The following is a 20,237-nucleotide window of genomic DNA, read 5'->3' on the forward strand; positions in this document are numbered from 1 at the left end:
ATGAGAGGGGTTGGGAACGAAAGTGATTGCGCTTATAACAGCCGCTCTGGCCCCGGCCATTGCGCTTCTCAGTTACTTTTATCTCCGCAATGAATATGAACCTAATACACTGATCCAGGTTATAAGAGCGTTTGTTATAGGCGCACTGCTTGTATTTCCCATCATGGTGCTTCAATATGCTCTGGAAGCGGAGTCGCTTCTTACCCTGGACTGGGTAAAGGCTTTTGGCAGTGCTGCTGCAATGGAAGAATTTTTTAAATGGTTCCTGCTTTATTCTGCCGTTTACCGGTTTGTACCGTTTCAGACGAGGTATGACGGCATATTGTACGGCGCAGCATTGTCTTTGGGATTTGCATCTGCTGAAAACATCATGTACTTAATGGCTCTTGGTATTGACTCAGCACTCGGACGTGCCTTCCTTCCTGTGTCCAGCCATGCCCTTTTCGGCGTTGTAATGGGGTATTACATGGGAAGTGCCAAAAAGCAGGAGAATCGCCGGCATTTGTTGTGGATGCTGCTTTCCATTATTGTACCGATTGCCCTGCACGGTTTGTATGATTACATTTTACTGACTATTCACGAAAATGTAGTATATATTATTGTCCCGTTTATGTTTTTTTTATGGTGGTTTGCGTTATCGCGTACGAAAAAGGCAGATGGAAAAACAGCATAGAAAGGGTGCGGAAAATATGGCGGTTGATACACGTTACCGCGTTATTGTGCGCTGTCCCGGATGCGGGGAGAAGTATGTACTCCGCGGGAGGACGAACAAAAAAGGAGAACTTGAAACAGGATTCAAGCAATGCGTTTGCGGTAATGAATCCAATCTCCGCATAGATGTAACCCCTGAATAATATTGTTTATTGCAAAACCCGTCGTTATCGTGTACGGTTTTAATAACAACAATGTCATACAGATTCTTATCGAGAGAGATGGAGGGACAGGCCCGAAGATATCTCAGCAGCCTGCCGGGAATCCGGTCAGGTGCTAAATCCAACAGGGAAAGCTACCTGAGCAGATGAGAAGAAGTAAGTATCCATTATGGAAAAAGGTCTTCTTCTTATCCGGGAGAAGACCTTTCTTTATTTTTACATATAATTTTCTGGAAAAGGTGTGAAACAAAATGAGCAGCCGTCATCATGTAGAAACCAGTCTTGTACAAATAGGCAATAATACCGATGAAAAGACAGGGGCGGTGAATCCGCCCGTATATTTTTCAACCGCTTACCGCCACCGTGGTATCGGGCAGTCGACCGGTTATGATTATTCAAGGACGGGCAACCCGACCCGGGATATCCTTGAACGGTCGATAGCTGAACTTGAGGGAGGAGCACAGGGCTTTGCTTTCAGCTCCGGTATGGCTGCTATCCAGACGCTATTTTCCATGTTTTCGTACGGTGATGAAGTCCTGGCTTCCCAGGATATATACGGGGGTACCTACAGGCTTTTTGAAGAAGGATGGACACGCTGGGGCGTGAAAGTTCAGTATGGTGATCCACGATTCATGGAGGATTTTGCTTCGTTGATAAATGAAAATACACGGGCCCTGTTTATTGAAACCCCGACCAATCCACTGATGCAGGAAGCGGACCTTGAAGCATTATCTGCTCTGGCCGGTGAGTACAATCTTCTTCTCATTGTGGATAATACGTTTTATACGCCGCTTTTGCAGCAACCTCTGCAGGAAGGAGCAGACATCGTCGTTCACAGCGCTTCGAAATACCTGGGCGGCCATAATGACGTCATTGCAGGTCTTGTTGTCACCAAAGATGAAAAAACAGGAAACACCATTGGAGACTTTCAGAACGGGATGGGAACCATACTTTCACCGATGGATTCCTGGCTGCTTATGAGAGGCATGAAGACTCTTTCGCTCAGGATGCAAAGACATACAGAAAATGCCAGGGCTGTTGCTGCATTTCTTGAGAACCATGAAAAGATCAAAGACGTACTTTATCCGGGACAGGGCGGGATGCTTTCTTTCCGGATCGAGCATGAAGATTGGGTGGATCCGCTTCTGAAGAATCTGCAGGTGATTACGTTCGCGGAGAGTCTGGGCGGTGTGGAAAGTTTTATTACGTATCCGGCAACGCAGACGCATGCAGATATGCCTGAAGAAGTAAGGACGGCAAATGGAGTGTGCAACAGGCTTCTGCGCTTTTCCGTAGGAATTGAACATGCGGATGATTTAATCACCGATCTCGATCAGGCTCTGAACAACCTTTCCTGATCATGGAGCGGGAAGAAAGGATGGACGTGGAGTGAATATTGTCAGCGAGTTAAAGCAAAGAGTGCTGGTAGGGGACGGAGCGATGGGCACCTACCTTTATGACAAGGGATACAATGGTTCATTTGAGTCACTGAATGTGACGGAACCGGATGTTATTCAGCACGTTCATCAGGAATATGTGGATGCCGGAGCGGACATTATCCAGTCGAATACGTACGCTGCCAATGACGTAAAACTAAAAAAATATTCACTTGATCATGAAGTGGAAAGCATTAACCGGCAGGGAATGCGTATGGCAAAAGAAGCTGCCGGTTCCCGTGCTTTTGCAGCAGCTACTGTAGGTGGAATAACCGGTGTGCAGCCGCTTGATATTACCCGGGATACCATTCTTGAATCTTACTTGAGGCAGATCCAGACTCTGGTTGAAGAACAGCCGGACGTCTTCATGCTGGAAACATTTTATGATGGGCAGGAGCTTTTGGAAACGGTCCGGCTGCTGCGGAGTATGACAGACGTGCCGATTATTGCCCAGGCTGCTCTCGGGGAAGTTGGTGTTATGCATGGAGGTATCCCGGTCACTGAGGTATTTCAGGAACTGAAAAAAGCCGGTGCTGAGGTGGCTGGATTGAACTGCAGGATGGGTCCGTATCATTTGGTAAAATCGTTTGAACATGTTCCATTAATGGAACATATCTATTTTTCCGCTTATCCCAACGCCAGTCTCCCTAATCTTGATGACGGCCGCTTCGTGTATCAGTCCAACCCGGAATATTTTTATCAGCGGGCGCTTGATCTGAAAAATGAAGGTGTCAATATTATCGGAGGATGCTGCGGCACGACCCCGGATCATATTGCCTGGACGGCAGAGGCGGTAAAAAACACGACTCCAATCACAGAGAAGGAAGCTGCACCGGAACCTGCCCGGGAAATTCCGGCTGCGTCACGAATCCATCCGCCGAAACAGCGGCTTGATGTAGTCAATCGTGACAGACCTTCGGTGATGGTAGAGCTCGATCCTCCGAAAAAACTGGCTACGGAAAAGTTTATACGCGGCGCAGAAGCGCTCTATGAGGCAGGAGCAGATGCGGTAACAATGGCCGATAACTCCCTTGCTAGTCCGAGGATTGATAATATGGCAATGGCGGCCGCTGTGCAGAACAGAACAAAAGCACGTCCGCTTTTGCATCTTGCGTGCCGGGACCGGAATCTGATCGGCCTGCAGTCTCATCTGCTTGGTCTGCATACGATGGGAATTCAGGACATCCTGGCTGTAACCGGAGACCCGTCAAAAGTCGGCGACTTTCCAGGTGCAACATCCGTATATGATATGAATTCCACTAAGCTGATTTCCTTGATAAAGGAAATGAATGAAGGCCGGTCGTACTCCGGAACGTCTCTTGGTGAACAAACATCATTCACTGTCGCTGCTGCTTTTAATCCTAATGTCAGGAATCTGCATAAAGCAGCGCAGCGATTGGAAAAAAAGATCGAAGCCGGAGCGGATTATTTTATGACGCAGCCGGTGTATGAAAATGAACAGTTTGAAAACATATACGAGGAAGTAAAGCATTTTTCGACTCCCATCTATATAGGAATTATGCCGCTTGTCAGCAGCAGAAATGCTGAATTTCTTCACAATGAAGTGCCTGGAATCCAGCTGACAGAGGAAATCAGAGCAAGAATGGCAGCATGCGCGCAAGATCGAGAAGCGGCGCAGGCAGAAGGAATCGCCATTTCCAAAGAACTGATCGACGAGTCCCTGAAGTATTTTCACGGAGTATATTTAATAACTCCATTCCTGCGTTTTGATATTACCGCAGAATTAACAGCCTACGTACGCGGAAAAAATAATAAAACATAAAAAAGCTCCAGCAGCTGTAAGAACGACTCCTTCTGTTATAACAGAGGGAGTTTTTTAATAGTAAAGGACGAAGGAAAAATCGGAGGTTGAGTTTGAATGGAAGTAAACCTCCCCATGTAGTGGAAAAGGTGTCTGCGAAAATGGTGAAGAAACAATTTTATAAAATACGTGATTCACACGTCGGATAGGGATGTATAAAAAGTGCAGGTGGGAAGAAAATAACCATAACCGGCATGAAGTGACAGCAAAGAAGGGGGTTCAGCATAGAAATGACTAACAAAAAAGCCCGGAAACGGATAGCGGGAATAATGCTTGTCGGTATCATTTTGACGGCCTTTCCCGTCCGACAGGCAGAAGCGTTTTCCGACCAGATTGTTCAAAAAGGTGCCTCCGGTGATGATGTAGTGGAACTTCAGTCAAGACTTCAGTATAACGGTTTTTATGAAGGCACGATAGATGGTGTGTTTGGATGGGGCACGTACTGGTCGGTAAGAAATTATCAAGATGAATTTGGAATGGATGTTGATGGAATGGTCGGTCCGGACATGAAAGCAATGCTTGAGAAATCAACCAAGTACAATGAAGCATTTGTTAAAAAGGCGCTTGAAGAGGGGAGAGACTTCACGCATTACGGAGGCACTCCCGATGAAATCGAAAAAGGACCCAAAGGAAATGCAGAGGGCGGCAAGAAACAAGAGCAGCCCCGGAAAAAAGAAGAAAACGGCGGACCCCAGCAAAATCAGCGGAATACGCAGAGAAACGGCCAGGCAGGTAAAGACCGGAATAACCAGAAGGGAGACAGCAGTAATGGGGGCAGTGTGGACGAAAATCAATCCAATCGGGCTGATATTCAAAAAGCCATGAACGTTCCTGACGGTTATTCTGAAAATGATATTCAAATTATGTCCAATGCCGTTTACGGTGAAGCGCGAGGCGAACCTTATGTAGGGCAGGTCGCTGTAGCAGCGGTTATTATCAACCGTATGGAGAGTTCTTCTTTTCCCAATACTGCGTCCGGGGTCATTTTTGAACCGAGGGCTTTCACGGCTGTAGCAGATGGTCAGATTTATATGGAGCCAAATGAGCAGGCCCGCAAGGCTGTGTTGGATGCTGTTAACGGTCAGGATCCTTCCGGAGGGGCGATTTATTATTACAACCCGGTCACAGCTACCTCGGACTGGATTTTCGGGCGGGAAACGATAAAAACAATAGGCAAGCACAAGTTCAGTAAATAATGGAGGTGAAATACGGTGGTACGTAACATTATTATAGGAGTTCTGGGACTGGCTTTAATCGGTACCGGATTTTGGGGGGCCGGCCAGGCAGAACAGAATGAAGCACTCCGAATCGAAAACGAGAATAACTATCAGCGCGCCTTTCACGATTTGACTTTTCATTTAGATGAACTTCAGGATAAAGTCGGTACAACGCTTGCGATGAACTCAAAGAATCAGCTGTCAGGTTCGCTGGCCGAGGTGTGGAGAATTTCTGAGATGGCACGCAGTGAATTAGGGCAGCTTCCAATTGGTATGATGGCCCTTCATGATACAGAAGAACTGCTTAATAAAATAGGTGATTTCAGTTATGAGACAACGATGCGGGACCTTGGTCAAGCCCCGTTGTCCAACAAGGAATATGATAAACTTCAGCGGTATTATGAGCAGTCCGGCGAGATTAAAAATGACCTGCGCAAATTACAGGCTTCTTCCCTTAAAAACCAGCTGAAATGGACCAAAGCGGAAGAGACGATGGCAGAAAACGGAAGTCCAATGGATAATTCCATTGCAAATGGTTTTCAGTCGATTGACAACAAGGCAAAAGGATTCAGAGAATCAGGCGCTGCTCCTGATGATCCGATCGATCCTGCTGCTGATAAGCAGATAGCTGAGAAAGTAGAAGGGAAACCACTCAACAAAGAACAGGCTGCAAAAAAAGCAAAACAGTTTCTACACATTCCGGATTCCATGAAAGTGGAAATATCAGAGCTTGAGCCGGGCTCAGCATACGAAGGGTATACGATGACGATGGAAGAACCGGAAGGCGAAGATATTATTTACATGGACATGACAAAAAAAGGCGGGCATCCTCTCTGGTTCTTACAGGCAAGGCCGGTCGATGAGCAGGAGATCAGCTTGAACAAAGCCTCACAGAAAGCTCTCGCGTTTCTGGAACGGAATGGTTTTAAGAATATGGAAATGATTGAAGGGAATCAGTATGATACCATTGGCGCTTTTCAGTTCGCACCGGTCATCAATGGGGTGAAGATTTATCCGGAGACAGTTTATGTGGAGGCTGCACTTGATGACGGGGAAATTGTCGGCTTTAAGGGAGCTGAACATCTTATCAATAAAAAAGAACGCGGCGCCCTGAGCCCGGCAATAACCGAAGAGGAAGCCGAAGAGAAAATAAATCCAAAGGTTGAAGTGAAAGAACGACAGAAGGCGGTTATTGAGACGGAAGACGGTGATGACGTATTCTGCTACGAGTTTTTTGGGACCATTAATAATGACACGTATACCATTTATATTAATGCCGGCAATGGCAAAGAAGAAAAAGTGGAAAAAATGAAGCACGCTGAACCGGTATATGATACCATGTAAGAGAAATATGGGAATCATTTAAAGAAGAAGCTTGAATGCTTCTTCTTTTCCCGTTATTACTAGAAGCGCCGTGACAGGGAGGGGAATATATGATACATATCGGTGATACCATCCATCTTGAACTCGAAGAGGTACATGCGTCTCTGGAGCGGGGCCGTTCGGAAGTCAAAACCTACCGTTGTAAACTGATTGATTATGATAACGGCCTTTTTGTTGTGGATCCACCTGTTAATGCAGAAACCGGACGAACCGGTTTTTTTATGGAAGGGGTGGAGCTCAATGCCTGGTTTATTGGAAAAGATGAAGCAGTATATACATTTGAAACAGAAGTGAAGGGAAGAAAAAAGGGACAGGTAAGATCCATTCTGTTGACCGATCCCGGAAAAGACCATTACATCAGAGTTCAACGCAGAAATTATGTCAGAATTAATACAGCCCTTGATGCGGCTGTACATCCACAGAAATCAGAGGCTGTCCCGTTTGTTTCTTCCACAATCGATATCAGTGGAGGAGGTATGGCTCTCCTTTTGCCGCCCGGACACGGACTCAATCAGGAGGATATCATCAACGCATGGGTTATACTGCACACGCTGGAGGGCAGTATGCACTACCTGCATCTCTCCTGTAGTGTCGTACGGATTATGGAGGCACAAGGTGCGGCCAAAGATAGATGCTCTCTGCGGTTTAATAATATCAGTGATGGAGACAGACAGCTGATTATCAAGTACTGTTTCGAACAGCAGCTTGAGGCACGAAAACACACAAACAGCCGGAATCATTAGATTTGTTCAACGCTTTATGATATGATAATCTAAGAATGTTACCACCAGCAATGGTACTATCCATTGTGCACAGCAAAGAAGTACATATTGTAACATCGAGGTGCTCTATGAACAAAATCAATATCGCAATTGACGGTCCTGCCGGGGCCGGGAAAAGTACAGTGGCCAGAACCGCAGCCTCACAATTACAATATGTCTACATCGACACCGGTGCGATGTATCGGGCGTTAACCTGGAATGTTATTCATCATAACGTGGATATCAAGGATGAAGAAGGCATATCCGCGTTATTAAAAAAGACAGATATTGAACTGTTTCCATCGCCGGACGGTAACAGGGTATTCGTAGACGGAGAGGAAGTAACCTCTGCGATCCGTTCCAATGATGTAACTGCTGCCGTGTCGGATGTTTCGGCCCACGAAGAAGTGCGCAGACAGATGGTAAAAAAACAGCAGGAACTGGCACAGAACCGTGGAGCTGTTCTTGACGGTCGTGACATCGGTACTACAGTTCTTCCGGACGCGGAGTTGAAAGTTTTTCTATCCGCCTCCGTTGAAGAACGGGCCAGACGGCGTCATCTTGAGAATGTGGAAAAGGGGATATCTTCTGACCTTCAGATGATGATGAAAGACATTCAGATCCGGGATGAAAAAGACGCGGGCAGAGACATTTCTCCACTCGTCCAGGCTGATGACGCTGTCATGGTTGACACGACAGACTTGTCCGCTGAAGAGGCGGCGGCAGAGATATGCGAACTGGCCGGGGAAAGGATTCATGAGGTATGAGCCTTTACCGTATTGGGAGAGCATTATTCCGCACGTTTTTTTCTCTGTTTATGAGAGTCCGCGTTATAGGCCGGGAAAACATTCCGGAAACTGGTCCTGTGCTTTTATGCTCGAACCACATCAGTAATCTTGACCCTACCCTGCTTGGATCATTTATGTCACGCCCCATGACCTTTATGGCGAAGGAGGAGCTGTTTGAAAAAAAACCGGTAAATGCTGTTCTGACAAGAGTTGGAGCATTTCCGGTGAAACGTGGAAGCAGTGACCGCCGGGCGCTTAAGAAAGGGCTTGGACTTCTTGATGAAGGACATGTTTTGTGTCTTTTTCCTGAGGGTACAAGAAGTACGACAGGGGAAATCAGAAGCGGGCTTGCAGGTTCAGGCTTTTTTGCCCTGCGTTCGAAAGCCTCTGTCGTTCCTGTTGTCATCGTCGGGTCATATAAGCTTTTCGGCCGGGTAACAATCATTTACGGGCCGCCGGTGGATATGGACTCTGTGCGTGAGAGAAAGGCGGATGCTGCGGAAACCACAGAGATGATCATGGACCAGATCCGTGGTCTGAAAAAAGAACATATGGAACAAAGCAGGTGATAACCTGCGTTAACACAGGAACAAATTCTTTCTACCGGAAGAATTTAAAAATATTTAGTTTGAAGTTCCCTGAGGACAGTGAAGGAGGCAGAAGTCAATGGTTGACGAAATGAATAATGAAATGGCCGGAATGAATGAACTGCATGTTGGTGATATCGTAAACGCGAAAATCACCAAAGTGGAAGAAAAACAGGCTTATGCGGATGCAGGTTATAAAGTCGATGCTGTTATTCCGATAAGTGAGTTGTCCAGTCTTCACGTGGAAAAAGTGGATGACATCCTGCAGGAGGATGATGAACTGGAATGCAAGGTGACAAAAGTTGAAGATGATGAACTTGTTCTTTCCCGCCGTGCAGCACTCGCTGATAAAGCCTGGGGAGAACTCCAGGAGCAATTTAATAATGGCGACATTATCGAAGCAGAAGTAGCGGAAGTAGTAAAAGGTGGTCTGGTTGTTGATCTCGGCGTCCGTGGATTTATCCCTGCTTCTCTTGTGGAACGCCACTTTGTGGAGGACTTCAGCGACTATAAAGGCCGCACCCTGCGCCTGAAAATAGCTGAAATTGATCCGGAAGACAACAAGCTCATTCTCTCCCAGCGGGCGGTGCTGGATGAAGAAGCTGATCAACAGAAGAAAGAGCTTCTGGAAAATCTTCAGGTTGGAGATGTTGTAAAAGGCACCGTGCAGCGTCTTACTGATTTTGGCGCTTTTGTAGATATCGGCGGCGTGGACGGTCTGGTTCACATTTCCCAGATGGCCCATCACAGAGTGGAATCACCTGGAGAAATCGTGAATGAGGGCGACGGAATTGATGTCAAGATTCTTGCAGTGGATTCGGAAAGCGAGCGGGTTTCCCTTTCCATTAAAGAGACCCTTCCCGGGCCATGGACAACAATTGACGGCCAGATGGAAGCAGGCGACATTATCGAAGGACAGGTTAAACGTCTCGTATCCTTCGGAGCTTTTGTTGAAGTTGCTCCCGGCGTGGAAGGTCTTGTCCACATTTCCCAAATCGCCAACCGCCATATCGGAACACCAAGTGAAGTGCTGGAAGAAGGTCAGGCGGTTAACGTGAAAATACTGGATATTAATCCGGCTGAACAACGTATCTCCCTCAGTATACGGGAACTTGAAAGAGAAGATACTCCTAATCAAAAAGTTCAGGAAGAGTATGAAGCACCGGAGGAAGATCATGCCGGATTCTCCCTGGGAGATATGATTGGAGACCAGCTTAAAAAGTATAAAGAATAGGAGCCGGGTAGCGTGACAAGGTCTGAACGAAAAAAGGATCACATTCAATACGCCTTATCTACAGGAATGCCTTCCTGGAACAGTCTGGATGACATCCGTTTCGTTCATAACAGCTTACCTGAAACTTCTTTGTCGGAAATCGATGTATCTGTAATGATCGGCGGACTTTCTTTAAGTTCGCCGTTTATTATTAATGCGATGACCGGCGGTGGTGGGTCAGAGACAGAATACATTAATCGTTCTCTGGCCCTGGCTGCTGCCGAAACAGGTGCAGCGATGGCAGTGGGATCGCAGATGGGAGCTGTAAAAGATGAACGGGAGCGGTACACGTTTGAAACGGTGCGTGCTAATCATCCAAACGGCCGTGTGTTCGCCAATCTGGGCAGTGAACTGACACCGGAGCAGGCAGTGAAAGCTGTGGAGATGCTTGAAGCCGATGCTCTTCAAATCCATCTGAATGTTATTCAGGAGCTTGTGATGCCTGAAGGTGACCGTGACTTCAGAGGGGCTTTGGATCGTATACAGCAAACCGTCCAGGCACTCGACATCCCGGTCATTGTAAAAGAAACGGGATTTGGGATGAGCGCAGAGAACATAAAAGCATTGGAATACACCGGGGCAGCGATTGTGGATGTAGGCGGTCACGGAGGCACTAATTTCTCTCGGATTGAAAACCAGCGGCGAAAACAGCACCTCTCTTTTTTTGATGAATGGGGTATTCCTACAGCCTCGTCGATTGCAGAAGCAGTCTCCGCTCGAAATACCCTTTCCATAACAGCGTCCGGAGGAATCCGGAACGGGGTGGAAGCAGCGAAATCGATTGCCCTCGGTGCGGACGCAGCTGCTTTGGCAGGTACAGTTCTATCAGCACTGCAAAATGGAAGTCAAAAGCAGGCCGAAGCATTTCTGCATCAATGCATGGACGAGTTGAAAATGGTAATGACCGCCACAGGAGCCTCCACCATCTCCGAATTGAAAAGGGTGCCAATTGTTATTGAAGGAAGAACAAATGAATGGCTCACGGAACGAGGTATTGACACAACCGCCTACAGCCGGCGGACAATACACAGGTAAATGTTTTTTCCGGTTTGAAAAGCGCTCAGTATGGTTATGCTGGTGAAAAAAAGGAAAAATAATGAATAGTATTCTATGTTTACTCATTCTATGGTACATATGGATGATACAGACGTTTTTTGCCGTGAAAAATAAATACAGAACCACGTCTGCCGCTTTTGTGCTGCTTACCATTGTTCTTTTCCCTGTGGAGTGGCAGACAGCTTCTATCGTCATTCACCCAGCCTTTTTGCTTCTGTATGGCGGCGGGCTGCTCATTTTTCCTCTCATACCGTCCGATAGAAAAAGGAAAGTTTTTTATTTTTCCGCAGCTTTTGCTTTTTTATTTGCTGCGGTAAGAATGGCGGAATGGTATGAACCCGTCGTATTTCTTTTCGGACACTCCGTCACCTATCTTTCTATTTTTTCAGTCCTTTTTTTGGTATTCGGGAATTCTCTCCATGAGCGTGTGTCCATAGCTGTGACGGCTTGTTCTTCCGGAGAGATTCTCAGCCGGATTCACCTCAGCAGGTTAACAGAAGACGTTATACTTGGAGATCCTTCGCTGATAAAAATCATTCTTTTTCTGATTCTTGTGATTCATATTTATGATGCGGCAACAAAAGGGGCCAATATCCTGAAACGTAATGAAAACGTAACGATATCCAGTTTGCCCCGGTAAGTCTGCATCTGCTACAATAAATAAGCTGTTTATGCAGTTATTATAAGGGATAGTCCTACTTTTTTCCATCTGCAGGGTCTTTAAGTAAAGAATGAAAAATGAAGAGAAAACAAAGTAACATAATGTGAACGATAAGAAAGGAAAGAGCACAATGTCCAAACCCGTAGTTGCAATCGTCGGCCGGCCGAATGTCGGTAAGTCCACCATTTTTAACCGAATGGCAGGGGAAAGACTGGCGATTGTGGAGGATGTTCCTGGTGTGACCAGGGACCGAGTGTACAGCAAAGCAGAATGGGTGAATCAGGAGTTTAATATTATTGATACAGGCGGAATTGATGTCGGCGGAGGATCGTTATTTCAGCAGATGCGCCATCAGGCGGAAATCGCGTTGGAAGAAGCGGATGTCATTGTATTTCTGGTCAATGGCCGGGACGGGGTGACAGGAGCAGACGAAGAAGTAGCCTCCCTTTTGTTCCGGACGGATAAACCGGTCGTCGTAGGTGTGAACAAGATTGATAACCTCGAGATGCAGATGGACATTTACGATTTCTACCGCCTTGGATTTGGTGAAGTCTATCCTGTATCAGGATCGCACGGCCTTGGACTGGGAGATATGCTGGATGCGGTTGTACGCCAATTTCCCGCCGTTGAAGGCGATGACTACGAAGAAGATACGATTAGAATGGCAGTCATAGGACGGCCGAATGTCGGTAAATCTTCGCTGGTTAATGCTGTGCTGGGAGAAGAACGCGTCATAGTCAGTGATATGCCTGGAACGACAAGGGATGCTGTCGATACAGTATTTGAACGAGACGGGCAGGAGTATGCCGTTATGGATACGGCCGGTATGCGAAAACGGGGGAAAGTGTATGAAAATACCGAAAAATACAGTGTCATGAGAGCTCTCCGTGCGATTGAGCGGTCGGATGTCGTCTTGATGGTCATCGACGGAGAAGAAGGGATTCTCGAGCAGGACAAAAAAATAGCCGGATACGCTGAAGACGCCGGAAGAGCCATCGTGATGGTCGTAAACAAATGGGACGCCGTTGAAAAAGATGATAAAACCATGTCCCGTTTCACCGACGATATTCGTGAGGGATTTCAGTTTCTGCCGTATGCGCCGGTTCTTTTTCTTTCAGCCGTTACAAAACAGCGCATGCAGCACCTGCTGCCCGTGGTGAAAGAAGCAGCCGACAATCATAACCTGCGGGTGCCGACCAATGTGCTCAATGATGTCATTGTTGATGCTGTCATTATGAATCCGACACCGACTGATGGAGTCAGACGCCTGCGTATCAATTATGCAACCCAGGTTGCGGTTGGACCGCCGACCATCGTTTTATTTGTTAATGACCCTGATCTTCTTCATTTTTCGTATCACCGCTATTTGGAGAACAGGCTGAGAGAAGCCTTTCATTTTGAAGGCACCCCGATAAAGATTATCGCAAGAAAGAAAAGCGATTAGCCGGTATTATTTTCTCATTTAAAGGAGAATTCAAGTGGAACTTATTTTTTCAATTGTGATCGCTTATCTTCTAGGTTCGATCAGTTTCAGTTATGTTATCGCGTGGAACGTAAAAAAAATAGATATCCGCCAGCACGGGAGTGGTAATGCGGGTGCGACAAACATACTGAGGGTGCTTGGAAAAGGTCCAGCCATTACGGTTCTTTCTCTTGATGTGTTAAAAGGAGTGGCCGCGGTCTGGATAGCACGACTGCTTGAGATAACAGACTTTTTTCCAGTGTGGACAGCGTTTGGTGAAGTGGAGGGAATGGCTTCGGCACTTGCCGGCGCGGCCGCGATTGCCGGTCACAACTGGCCTGTTTACTATGGTTTTAAAGGCGGAAAAGGAGTGGCTGCCACCATTGGTGTTGTAGCAAGCCTCGTATTCTTCCCGGCGGTTTACGTTGGGATCGCAGCTATACTGTCGATTGTGTTTACACGGTACGTATCTCTGGGGTCTCTCATTTTTGCTGTTGTTACTCCTGTAGTGATTATCCTGACTAATTTCCATTATGATCATCCGTCTCCCTATTTCTATCTGACAGCCGTCATCGGTGTGCTGGCGGTCTGGAAACACCGCAGCAATATTAAACGGCTGATAAAAGGAAACGAACATAAGATAGGCAGTAAAGTATCCTGATAAGAAAGGCGGGCAAATATGGCGGAGAAGGTTGCAGTCATTGGAGCGGGAAGCTGGGGAACAGCTTTGGCGTCCGTTCTTGCTGATAACGGGCAGGACGTCCACTTATGGACCAGAAGAGAAGATCAAGCTGAAGAAATCAATCAACATCACACAAATGAGCAATATCTTCCCGGATTTCATCTGCCCGGCACGGTGAAGGGTTTCACCGATCTTCGAACATGCACGGAGGATGCCGGTTATATTCTGCTTGTTGTGCCGGCTAAAGCGGTCCGGGAGATGATGAAAGATCTACGTTCGTTTCTTTCGCAAGATACAGTACTGATTCATGCTTCCAAAGGAATCGAGCCCGGCACATCCAAACGGATTTCTGAAGTAATGGAAGAAGAACTGAGCGGCACTGCCTCGAATCATATTGCCGTGCTCTCCGGACCGAGTCACGCGGAGGAAGTGTGTGATAAGCAGCCGACGACCGTAACCGTTTCTTCCAGTCATAAGCTGTCCGCAGAAAAGGTCCAGGGGCTTTTCATGAATAACTATTTCCGCGTTTACACGAACCAGGATATCATCGGGGTCGAAATCGGAGGCGCTTTAAAAAATATCATTGCGCTCGGAATTGGAATGACTGACGGACTTGGTTTTGGAGATAACGCCAAGGCTGCGTTTATGACACGGGGCCTTGCTGAAATTTCGCGGCTGGGGGTGACGCTTGGAGCAAGCCCTCTGACGTTTAATGGTCTCTCCGGTCTCGGAGATTTGATTGTCACCTGTTTCAGCCGCCACAGCCGGAACCGCAGCGCTGGAGAAAAGTTAGGCCGCGGTGCTTATCTTGATGACGTGCTGGAAGAGATGGGGATGGTTGTTGAAGGCGTTCGGACAACGAAAGCGGTTCACGGACTCGCTGACGCTCAGAACGTGGAAATGCCGATTACAGAAGCTTTATATGACGTTCTGTTTGAAGGAAAAAAACCAGAAGAATCCGTCCGTCAGTTGATGGCCAGAGAACGTAAACATGAAGAAGAAAACATGTCCCTGCTGCTTGATCCTGATTTTCAGGAAAAATGGAACAATTCAGGTCAAGGCCCGGGGGCAGACAGGTAATGAAAAGCACGTCTCTTTCCTGCCCCGCATAGAATGGGGTGAATCGTGAGAAAGGGAGGCTGCTGTATGAAGCACAGTGATTCAATGTTTGATAACATCGAAAAAAATACGAACGTGAAGCAGGAAGATATCATGAAGCTTGTCCAATCGCTGCAGGGAGCCGATTTCCAGGATGAGAAAACAGTCCGTAAAGTGATCAGGGACGTTGGTGCTCTTGCCGGCAAATCCGTATCCGCCCGGAAAGAAGATGAGTTGGTGAAGGCTGTCATGAATAATGATATCCCACTCGACCTGGCTTCTTTAAGTAAATGGTTTCAGTCCAGTCGTTAAAAACAGAAATTTTCTTTCCGTTTCAGAGGCGAATGCTCATTCCAACAGATCCGTTCATGAATACAGTAAACAGAGTAGAAGGAAGGCTGTGCTGAAAAAGGGAAGAATATAGCTGGAACCAGCCGTACTCCGCCCCGGTACCGGCTGGTTTTTCATGATTTTGTCACCGCACAGCTCTCCACCATTGTGCCATAGGCCGATATCGTTGTGTTATAATATGGTCTGGAAAAAGGAGGACAGGGTAATGACGGCGTTACAAAGTATGTGGGTTGCGTTTTTCGGGATTTTTTTAATGTTTGCTTCCGCAGCGTTATCTGTTTTATCCCATAAATTATCCGGATTCTTACGGTTTCTTGTTTTAACTGTGTCTTTTATATTTCTTGTTACGGCTGGATTAATTGTACTCGTTACTGTCATAAGAGGACCTCTTGCGGAGTAGATACAAAAGCTGTTACAGGACAACCCTGACGACAGAGAGGTGAAAGCTATTGAAGCGGTATATCCCGCTGATTGGCGCAATGGCAGCTGCAGTGCTGCTGTTATCGGGATGTCTGTTTCCCCAGGATGAGCGTGCGGAGAATCAGGTTCCTTATGAATCCCAGCTGCAATCAGTGCAGCAGGCGGTTGAACAATATCAAAAAGATACGGGTGTTCTGCCTATCCGAACGGTCGAAGCGGACACGCCCATCTATCAGAAATACCAGATTTCATTCAACGAATTAATACCACGTTATATGCAGCAGCCGCCGGGAAATTCTTTTGAAAACGGTGGGAAGTACCGGTATGTTATTATTACCCCCGAAGAAGAACCGACGGTGAAAGTCATTGATTTAAGCATTATGGATGAAGTGCAGAAGCTGCAGCGGGCGGTCAACAGTTATATCGACAGCAATGAGTATGCTCCAATAAAGGAACCTGTGGGCCCCGGAGTATTTGAAATAGATAATGAGCGTCTCGATTACAGCGGCGAAATGAAAGTGGAAAGCCCTTATCATGCTGATACATCGCTGCCTATGCTGATTAATGCTCAAGGAGAAGTGCGGATTGATTATGCAATAGACCTGAATATCGCCCTGCAGGAATATGAACATCAGCTGCAATCCGGAGATGATATCAGAACCATTCTGGCCCGTCATTCGCCTATTGTACCAGCTTACTCTGTCCCGTATACGATTAATGAAAACGGGGACCCGGTTTTCAAGGAAAAAAATGAATAGAACAGTGCTTCACAGCATCCTTCGGGGTGCTTTTTTTTATGCTGCGGGTTTACGCCTTCCTTCCCTGTTCGTTCTATATTCTACAGCGGTTCTGTACATAAACAAGGCATAACTTATTGTATTCATCATAGATATATATTGTCATACATGTAAGACCGGTATCGGAATTTTATTGAACAGGAGGGGATCCAGTGGAAAAAGTGGATATCTTCAAGGATATCGCAGAACGGACCGGAGGAGATATATATTTAGGAGTTGTCGGCGCCGTCCGTACCGGTAAATCCACGTTTATTAAAAAATTCATGGAGCTGGTTGTGCTTCCCAATATGGGAAGTGAAGTCGATAAAACAAGGGCCACGGATGAACTGCCGCAAAGCGCAGCCGGACGTACAATTATGACGACAGAACCGAAGTTTGTGCCCAATAATGCTGTCTCGCTTGAAGTGGAAGAAGGCCTGGAAGTGAATGTACGGCTCGTTGATTGTGTCGGGTATACGGTGGAAGGGGCAAAAGGGTATGAGGATGAAAACGGCCCCCGTATGATTAATACCCCGTGGTACGAAGATCCAATTCCATTTCAGGAAGCAGCTGAAATCGGTACACGGAAAGTTATTCAGGAACATTCAACACTTGGAGTAGTGATTACAACAGACGGAACAATTGGAGACATCCCCCGTGATGATTATGTGGAAGCCGAAGACAGGGTCATGGAGGAACTCAATGAAGTAGGAAAGCCTTATATCATGGTGATTAACTCTGTACAGCCGCACCATCCACAAACAGAGGCCCTTCGGCAGGAATTGATGGAAGAACATGATGTTCCGGTACTGGCTCTAAGCATAGAAAGTATGACAGAGCACGATATTCACAACGTATTAAGGGAAGTGCTTTTTGAATTCCCGGTTCATGAAGTGAACGTAAATCTGCCGAGCTGGGTGATGGTGCTTCGGGACAATCACTGGCTTCGTGAGGAATATGAACAATCCGTGCGCAACACGGTAAAAGACATTAAGAGGCTTCGGGATGTAGACAGAGTGGTCCAGCAGTTTGCGGGAAACTTTGAATTCATAGAAGAAGCAGGGCTGGCAGGCATTGAAATGGGACGCGGCGTTGCTGAAATTGATCTGTATGCGCCGGAGCACTTGTACGACCAGATATTAAAAGAAGTCGTCGGGGTGGAAATCAGAGGCAAAGACCATCTGCTCCATTTGATGCAGGATTTTTCTCATGCCAAACAAGAGTATGATCAAGTGAGCGAAGCATTGAAAATGGTGAAACAAACAGGGTACGGCATCGCAGCTCCTGCTTTAACCGACATGAGCCTTGATGAACCGGAAATTATTAAACAGGGATCGCGTTTTGGAGTGAGACTGAAAGCGGTGGCGCCGTCCATTCATATGATTAAAGTGGACGTTGAATCTGAATTTGCTCCGATTATCGGGACGGAAAAGCAGAGTGAAGAACTTGTCCGTTATCTCATGCAGGACTTTGAAGAGAATCCATTGTCCATCTGGAATTCGGACATTTTCGGGCGCTCCCTTAACTCTATAGTGCGCGAAGGAATACAGGCTAAATTGTCTTTAATGCCGGAAAATGCCCGCTACAAATTGAAAGAAACATTGGAGCGGATCATCAATGAGGGATCCGGAGGGTTGATTGCGATCATACTGTAAAAGATGCGGTATGAGAGTGAAACGGCTGCATGATTGGTAAAAAGTGGACTGCAGAAAAGCTGATGGCTCGTTAAGGGGCTTTGTACATTTCCAAGCCCTGGGCAACATGCTTCCGACTATCTTTTATGATAATCGGGAGCATTTTTTATCGTGTTGAAACTTACTGTCTCATATAATTTACATAATATTATTATTGTAAATAAAAATCTTGATTCTTTGCTTTCTACATACCCTTATGCTAAAATTTTTCAAAGGTCATATTAAGTGGAGACAGGGGGAAAAAGGGAGTGTCTGACGTTAATCACGATAAAATAGAGAAAGCAGTTTATTCCATTTTGGAGGCCGTCGGGGAAAATCCAGACCGGGATGGTCTTCTGGATACCCCGAAAAGGGTAGCCAGAATGTACGAGGAAGTCTTTCAGGGTTTGTCGCAGGATCCGGCTGAACACCTTCAAACCGTATTTGGAGAAGAACATGAAGAGCTCGTTCTTGTGAGAGATATTCCGTTCTACTCGATGTGTGAGCATCATCTTGTTCCATTCTACGGAAAAGCCCATGTCGGTTACATACCAAAAGAAGGACAGGTTACTGGGTTAAGTAAACTGGCAAGAACAGTGGAAACAGTGGCGAAAAGACCGCAGCTGCAGGAAAGAATTACATCCACGGTAGCCGACAGTATTCTGGAAACACTGACACCCCATGGTGTAATTGTCGTAGTGGAAGCTGAGCATATGTGTATGACCATGCGCGGAATCCAGAAACCGGGTACCGAAACGGTCACATCAGCGGTCCGGGGATCATTTGAAAATGATGAAGCATCAAGGGCGGAAGTGCTGACACTTATTAACCGTTCATAACAGAGGAGGGAAGAACATGGCGTCTGATGATTTTTGTGTTATTAAGGCCGAAGAAGACGGAGTACATGTTATCGGCTTGACCCGGGGAACCGACACCAGATTCCATCACTCGGAGAAGCTGGACCGGGGTGAAGTAATGATTGCCCAGTTTACTGAACACACCTCCGCGGTGAAAGTCAGAGGAAAAGCTGTGATTCAGACTAGTCACGGCGAGTTGAGAACAGAAGAATAGCACGGCGGAAATTTTTAATAGATCGGGGGCCTCTCACGTATGAAAGAGCTGTATGAAAATGCAGAGGTGCAGAAAATTGAACACGAATTTAAGCAGCTGACAAGTCATCCATATTTAAAAGAATATATCGAAGAGGCCGGTATCGAATATGATTATATTTTGTTTATGATGGAGCTGCTCTCGGATTCTTCTCTTTCTGCAGATGCACAAAGAGAACAGATATTATCGGCTCTTTTGGTTCAGGCGGCCTTTATCACCCATGAAAAGGTGGAAACCGGAAGTCAGGAAGTACTTCTCGATAAAAAGCCCCGACAGCTGACCGTTCTGGCCGGTGATTTTTTCAGCAGCCTGTACCACAGCATGCTTGATAGAGATGTTCATGCCAAGGTAATACCAGTGTTCAGTGATGCTATTCAAAAAATCAACGAAGAAAAAATGAGCCTTCATTTCTGTGAAAATGAAAGCGAAGAAGTGCTTCTTTCCCGGATGGCGTTAGTGGAAGGTGCTTTTTTAAATAATATTGCTTCGTTTTATCAGAAGCCGGAGACCGGTTCGCTCGCCGAAACTTTTTTTCTGTTAAAGCGGCTTGTTCATGAACGGAAACCAAAAGAAACCTATGATCTTTCGGCGCCGGCGGAGTCCATCCATGCGTTTTTGGAAGGCGGAAGAGAACGGCTCGGTCCGTGGCCGGCACAAAGTGTTGAAAAGTGGTTGACCCGTCATATCGCGAGGCTGCAAAAAGAGCTGTATCAAAAACTACATACAACAACCTCCGTCAAAAACGAGCTGCTCTTTAGTGTGCTGACAACATGGTCCCGCGATTTTATAAAAGCAGAGATGAAGTAACG

22 protein-coding genes and 1 riboswitch are annotated in these 20,237 nt (G+C 46.5%); all 22 genes read left to right on the plus strand.

Annotation, left to right across the window (positions count from 1 at the left end; translation table 11 throughout):
- The first annotated feature begins 10 nt into the window (after positions 1-10).
- The 22 genes from prsW to ACFSUB_RS03075 all read left to right on the plus strand — a co-directional run bounded on the left by prsW (position 11) and on the right by ACFSUB_RS03075 (position 20,235).
- Positions 11-673 (plus strand): glutamic-type intramembrane protease PrsW, encoded by a 663-nt coding sequence (gene prsW / locus ACFSUB_RS02970; protein WP_380711689.1) that lies wholly within the window; start codon positions 11-13, stop codon positions 671-673.
- A 16-nt stretch (positions 674-689) separates the two neighbouring features.
- On the plus strand, positions 690-854 hold the full coding sequence (locus ACFSUB_RS02975) for a hypothetical protein (RefSeq protein WP_380711690.1): 165 nt from the start codon (positions 690-692) through the stop codon (positions 852-854).
- Positions 855-917: 63 nt separating this feature from the next.
- Positions 918-1,025, plus strand: a riboswitch (SAM riboswitch).
- Positions 1,026-1,123: 98 nt separating this feature from the next.
- Positions 1,124-2,230, plus strand: a complete 1,107-nt coding sequence (locus ACFSUB_RS02980; protein ID WP_380711691.1) for a methionine biosynthesis PLP-dependent protein — start codon at positions 1,124-1,126, stop codon at positions 2,228-2,230.
- A gap of 31 nt (positions 2,231-2,261) precedes the next feature.
- On the plus strand, positions 2,262-4,091 hold the full coding sequence (locus tag ACFSUB_RS02985) for a bifunctional homocysteine S-methyltransferase/methylenetetrahydrofolate reductase (RefSeq protein ID WP_380711692.1): 1,830 nt from the start codon (positions 2,262-2,264) through the stop codon (positions 4,089-4,091).
- Between the two features lie 308 nt (positions 4,092-4,399).
- The gene (gene sleB, locus ACFSUB_RS02990; protein ID WP_380713165.1) at positions 4,400-5,326 is read left to right on the plus strand and encodes a spore cortex-lytic enzyme; all 927 of its coding nucleotides are present in this window, start codon (positions 4,400-4,402) and stop codon (positions 5,324-5,326) included.
- A 15-nt stretch (positions 5,327-5,341) separates the two neighbouring features.
- Complete coding sequence (gene ypeB / locus ACFSUB_RS02995) at positions 5,342-6,691, plus strand: germination protein YpeB (protein ID WP_380711693.1); 1,350 nt, start codon at positions 5,342-5,344, stop codon at positions 6,689-6,691.
- 89 nt (positions 6,692-6,780) lie between these two features.
- Positions 6,781-7,473: a flagellar brake protein gene (locus ACFSUB_RS03000; protein ID WP_380711695.1), complete on the plus strand. Its 693-nt coding sequence runs from the start codon at positions 6,781-6,783 to the stop codon at positions 7,471-7,473.
- Positions 7,474-7,580: 107 nt separating this feature from the next.
- Complete coding sequence (gene cmk, locus ACFSUB_RS03005) at positions 7,581-8,258, plus strand: (d)CMP kinase (protein WP_380711696.1); 678 nt, start codon at positions 7,581-7,583, stop codon at positions 8,256-8,258.
- Positions 8,255-8,848, plus strand: coding sequence for a lysophospholipid acyltransferase family protein (locus tag ACFSUB_RS03010; protein WP_380711697.1), 594 nt, complete (start codon positions 8,255-8,257; stop codon positions 8,846-8,848). The genes cmk and ACFSUB_RS03010 overlap by 4 nt, the downstream gene beginning before the upstream one ends.
- Positions 8,849-8,945: 97 nt before the next feature.
- The gene (gene rpsA, locus ACFSUB_RS03015; RefSeq protein WP_380711698.1) at positions 8,946-10,100 is read left to right on the plus strand and encodes a 30S ribosomal protein S1; all 1,155 of its coding nucleotides are present in this window, start codon (positions 8,946-8,948) and stop codon (positions 10,098-10,100) included.
- A 12-nt stretch (positions 10,101-10,112) separates the two neighbouring features.
- Positions 10,113-11,174: a type 2 isopentenyl-diphosphate Delta-isomerase gene (fni, locus tag ACFSUB_RS03020; RefSeq protein ID WP_380711699.1), complete on the plus strand. Its 1,062-nt coding sequence runs from the start codon at positions 10,113-10,115 to the stop codon at positions 11,172-11,174.
- A gap of 61 nt (positions 11,175-11,235) precedes the next feature.
- A complete protein-coding gene (locus ACFSUB_RS03025) occupies positions 11,236-11,835 on the plus strand; it encodes a YphA family membrane protein (protein ID WP_380711700.1) in 600 nt (199 codons plus the stop codon).
- A gap of 151 nt (positions 11,836-11,986) precedes the next feature.
- Positions 11,987-13,300: a ribosome biogenesis GTPase Der gene (gene der / locus ACFSUB_RS03030; RefSeq protein WP_380711701.1), complete on the plus strand. Its 1,314-nt coding sequence runs from the start codon at positions 11,987-11,989 to the stop codon at positions 13,298-13,300.
- Positions 13,301-13,334: 34 nt separating this feature from the next.
- On the plus strand, positions 13,335-13,979 hold the full coding sequence (gene plsY / locus ACFSUB_RS03035; protein ID WP_380711702.1) for a glycerol-3-phosphate 1-O-acyltransferase PlsY: 645 nt from the start codon (positions 13,335-13,337) through the stop codon (positions 13,977-13,979).
- An 18-nt stretch (positions 13,980-13,997) separates the two neighbouring features.
- On the plus strand, positions 13,998-15,080 hold the full coding sequence (locus tag ACFSUB_RS03040) for an NAD(P)H-dependent glycerol-3-phosphate dehydrogenase (protein WP_380711704.1): 1,083 nt from the start codon (positions 13,998-14,000) through the stop codon (positions 15,078-15,080).
- A 66-nt stretch (positions 15,081-15,146) separates the two neighbouring features.
- Positions 15,147-15,410, plus strand: coding sequence for a stage VI sporulation protein F (locus ACFSUB_RS03045; RefSeq protein ID WP_380711705.1), 264 nt, complete (start codon positions 15,147-15,149; stop codon positions 15,408-15,410).
- Between the two features lie 262 nt (positions 15,411-15,672).
- On the plus strand, positions 15,673-15,849 hold the full coding sequence (locus ACFSUB_RS03050; RefSeq protein ID WP_380713166.1) for a DUF2768 family protein: 177 nt from the start codon (positions 15,673-15,675) through the stop codon (positions 15,847-15,849).
- A gap of 49 nt (positions 15,850-15,898) precedes the next feature.
- Positions 15,899-16,627 carry a hypothetical protein gene (locus ACFSUB_RS03055; protein WP_380711706.1) on the plus strand — a complete coding sequence of 243 codons (729 nt, stop codon included), beginning with the start codon at positions 15,899-15,901 and terminating at the stop codon, positions 16,625-16,627.
- A 191-nt stretch (positions 16,628-16,818) separates the two neighbouring features.
- A complete protein-coding gene (spoIVA, locus tag ACFSUB_RS03060; RefSeq protein WP_380711707.1) occupies positions 16,819-18,300 on the plus strand; it encodes a stage IV sporulation protein A in 1,482 nt (493 codons plus the stop codon).
- Positions 18,301-18,587: 287 nt separating this feature from the next.
- Positions 18,588-19,157: a GTP cyclohydrolase I FolE gene (gene folE, locus ACFSUB_RS03065; RefSeq protein ID WP_380711708.1), complete on the plus strand. Its 570-nt coding sequence runs from the start codon at positions 18,588-18,590 to the stop codon at positions 19,155-19,157.
- A gap of 16 nt (positions 19,158-19,173) precedes the next feature.
- Positions 19,174-19,389 (plus strand): trp RNA-binding attenuation protein MtrB, encoded by a 216-nt coding sequence (gene mtrB, locus ACFSUB_RS03070; protein ID WP_380711709.1) that lies wholly within the window; start codon positions 19,174-19,176, stop codon positions 19,387-19,389.
- 39 nt (positions 19,390-19,428) lie between these two features.
- Entirely contained in the window at positions 19,429-20,235 is an 807-nt protein-coding gene (locus ACFSUB_RS03075) for a heptaprenyl diphosphate synthase component 1 (RefSeq protein ID WP_380711710.1), read from the plus strand.
- Positions 20,236-20,237: the final 2 nt, after the last annotated feature.

Origin of the sequence: Salibacterium lacus (genome assembly GCF_042684865.1) — a bacterium.
Classification (GTDB): domain Bacteria; phylum Bacillota; class Bacilli; order Bacillales; family Marinococcaceae; genus Salibacterium; species Salibacterium lacus.

What these genes read in the sequence shown, in the direction of transcription:
- ACFSUB_RS03010 (WP_380711697.1), top strand. Translation starts at nt 8,255, where the DNA reads ATGAGCCTTTACCGTATTGGGAGAGCATTATTCCGCACGTTTTTTTCT.
- ACFSUB_RS02980 (WP_380711691.1), top strand. Translation starts at nt 1,124, where the DNA reads ATGAGCAGCCGTCATCATGTAGAAACCAGTCTTGTACAAATAGGCAAT.
- der (WP_380711701.1), top strand. Translation starts at nt 11,987, where the DNA reads ATGTCCAAACCCGTAGTTGCAATCGTCGGCCGGCCGAATGTCGGTAAG.
- ACFSUB_RS03040 (WP_380711704.1), top strand. Translation starts at nt 13,998, where the DNA reads ATGGCGGAGAAGGTTGCAGTCATTGGAGCGGGAAGCTGGGGAACAGCT.
- ACFSUB_RS03000 (WP_380711695.1), top strand. Translation starts at nt 6,781, where the DNA reads ATGATACATATCGGTGATACCATCCATCTTGAACTCGAAGAGGTACAT.
- ACFSUB_RS02975 (WP_380711690.1), top strand. Translation starts at nt 690, where the DNA reads ATGGCGGTTGATACACGTTACCGCGTTATTGTGCGCTGTCCCGGATGC.
- ACFSUB_RS03075 (WP_380711710.1), top strand. Translation starts at nt 19,429, where the DNA reads ATGAAAGAGCTGTATGAAAATGCAGAGGTGCAGAAAATTGAACACGAA.
- ACFSUB_RS03045 (WP_380711705.1), top strand. Translation starts at nt 15,147, where the DNA reads ATGAAGCACAGTGATTCAATGTTTGATAACATCGAAAAAAATACGAAC.
- rpsA (WP_380711698.1), top strand. Translation starts at nt 8,946, where the DNA reads ATGGTTGACGAAATGAATAATGAAATGGCCGGAATGAATGAACTGCAT.
- cmk (WP_380711696.1), top strand. Translation starts at nt 7,581, where the DNA reads ATGAACAAAATCAATATCGCAATTGACGGTCCTGCCGGGGCCGGGAAA.
- sleB (WP_380713165.1), top strand. Translation starts at nt 4,400, where the DNA reads ATGCTTGTCGGTATCATTTTGACGGCCTTTCCCGTCCGACAGGCAGAA.
- ACFSUB_RS03025 (WP_380711700.1), top strand. Translation starts at nt 11,236, where the DNA reads ATGAATAGTATTCTATGTTTACTCATTCTATGGTACATATGGATGATA.
- mtrB (WP_380711709.1), top strand. Translation starts at nt 19,174, where the DNA reads ATGGCGTCTGATGATTTTTGTGTTATTAAGGCCGAAGAAGACGGAGTA.
- ACFSUB_RS03050 (WP_380713166.1), top strand. Translation starts at nt 15,673, where the DNA reads ATGTGGGTTGCGTTTTTCGGGATTTTTTTAATGTTTGCTTCCGCAGCG.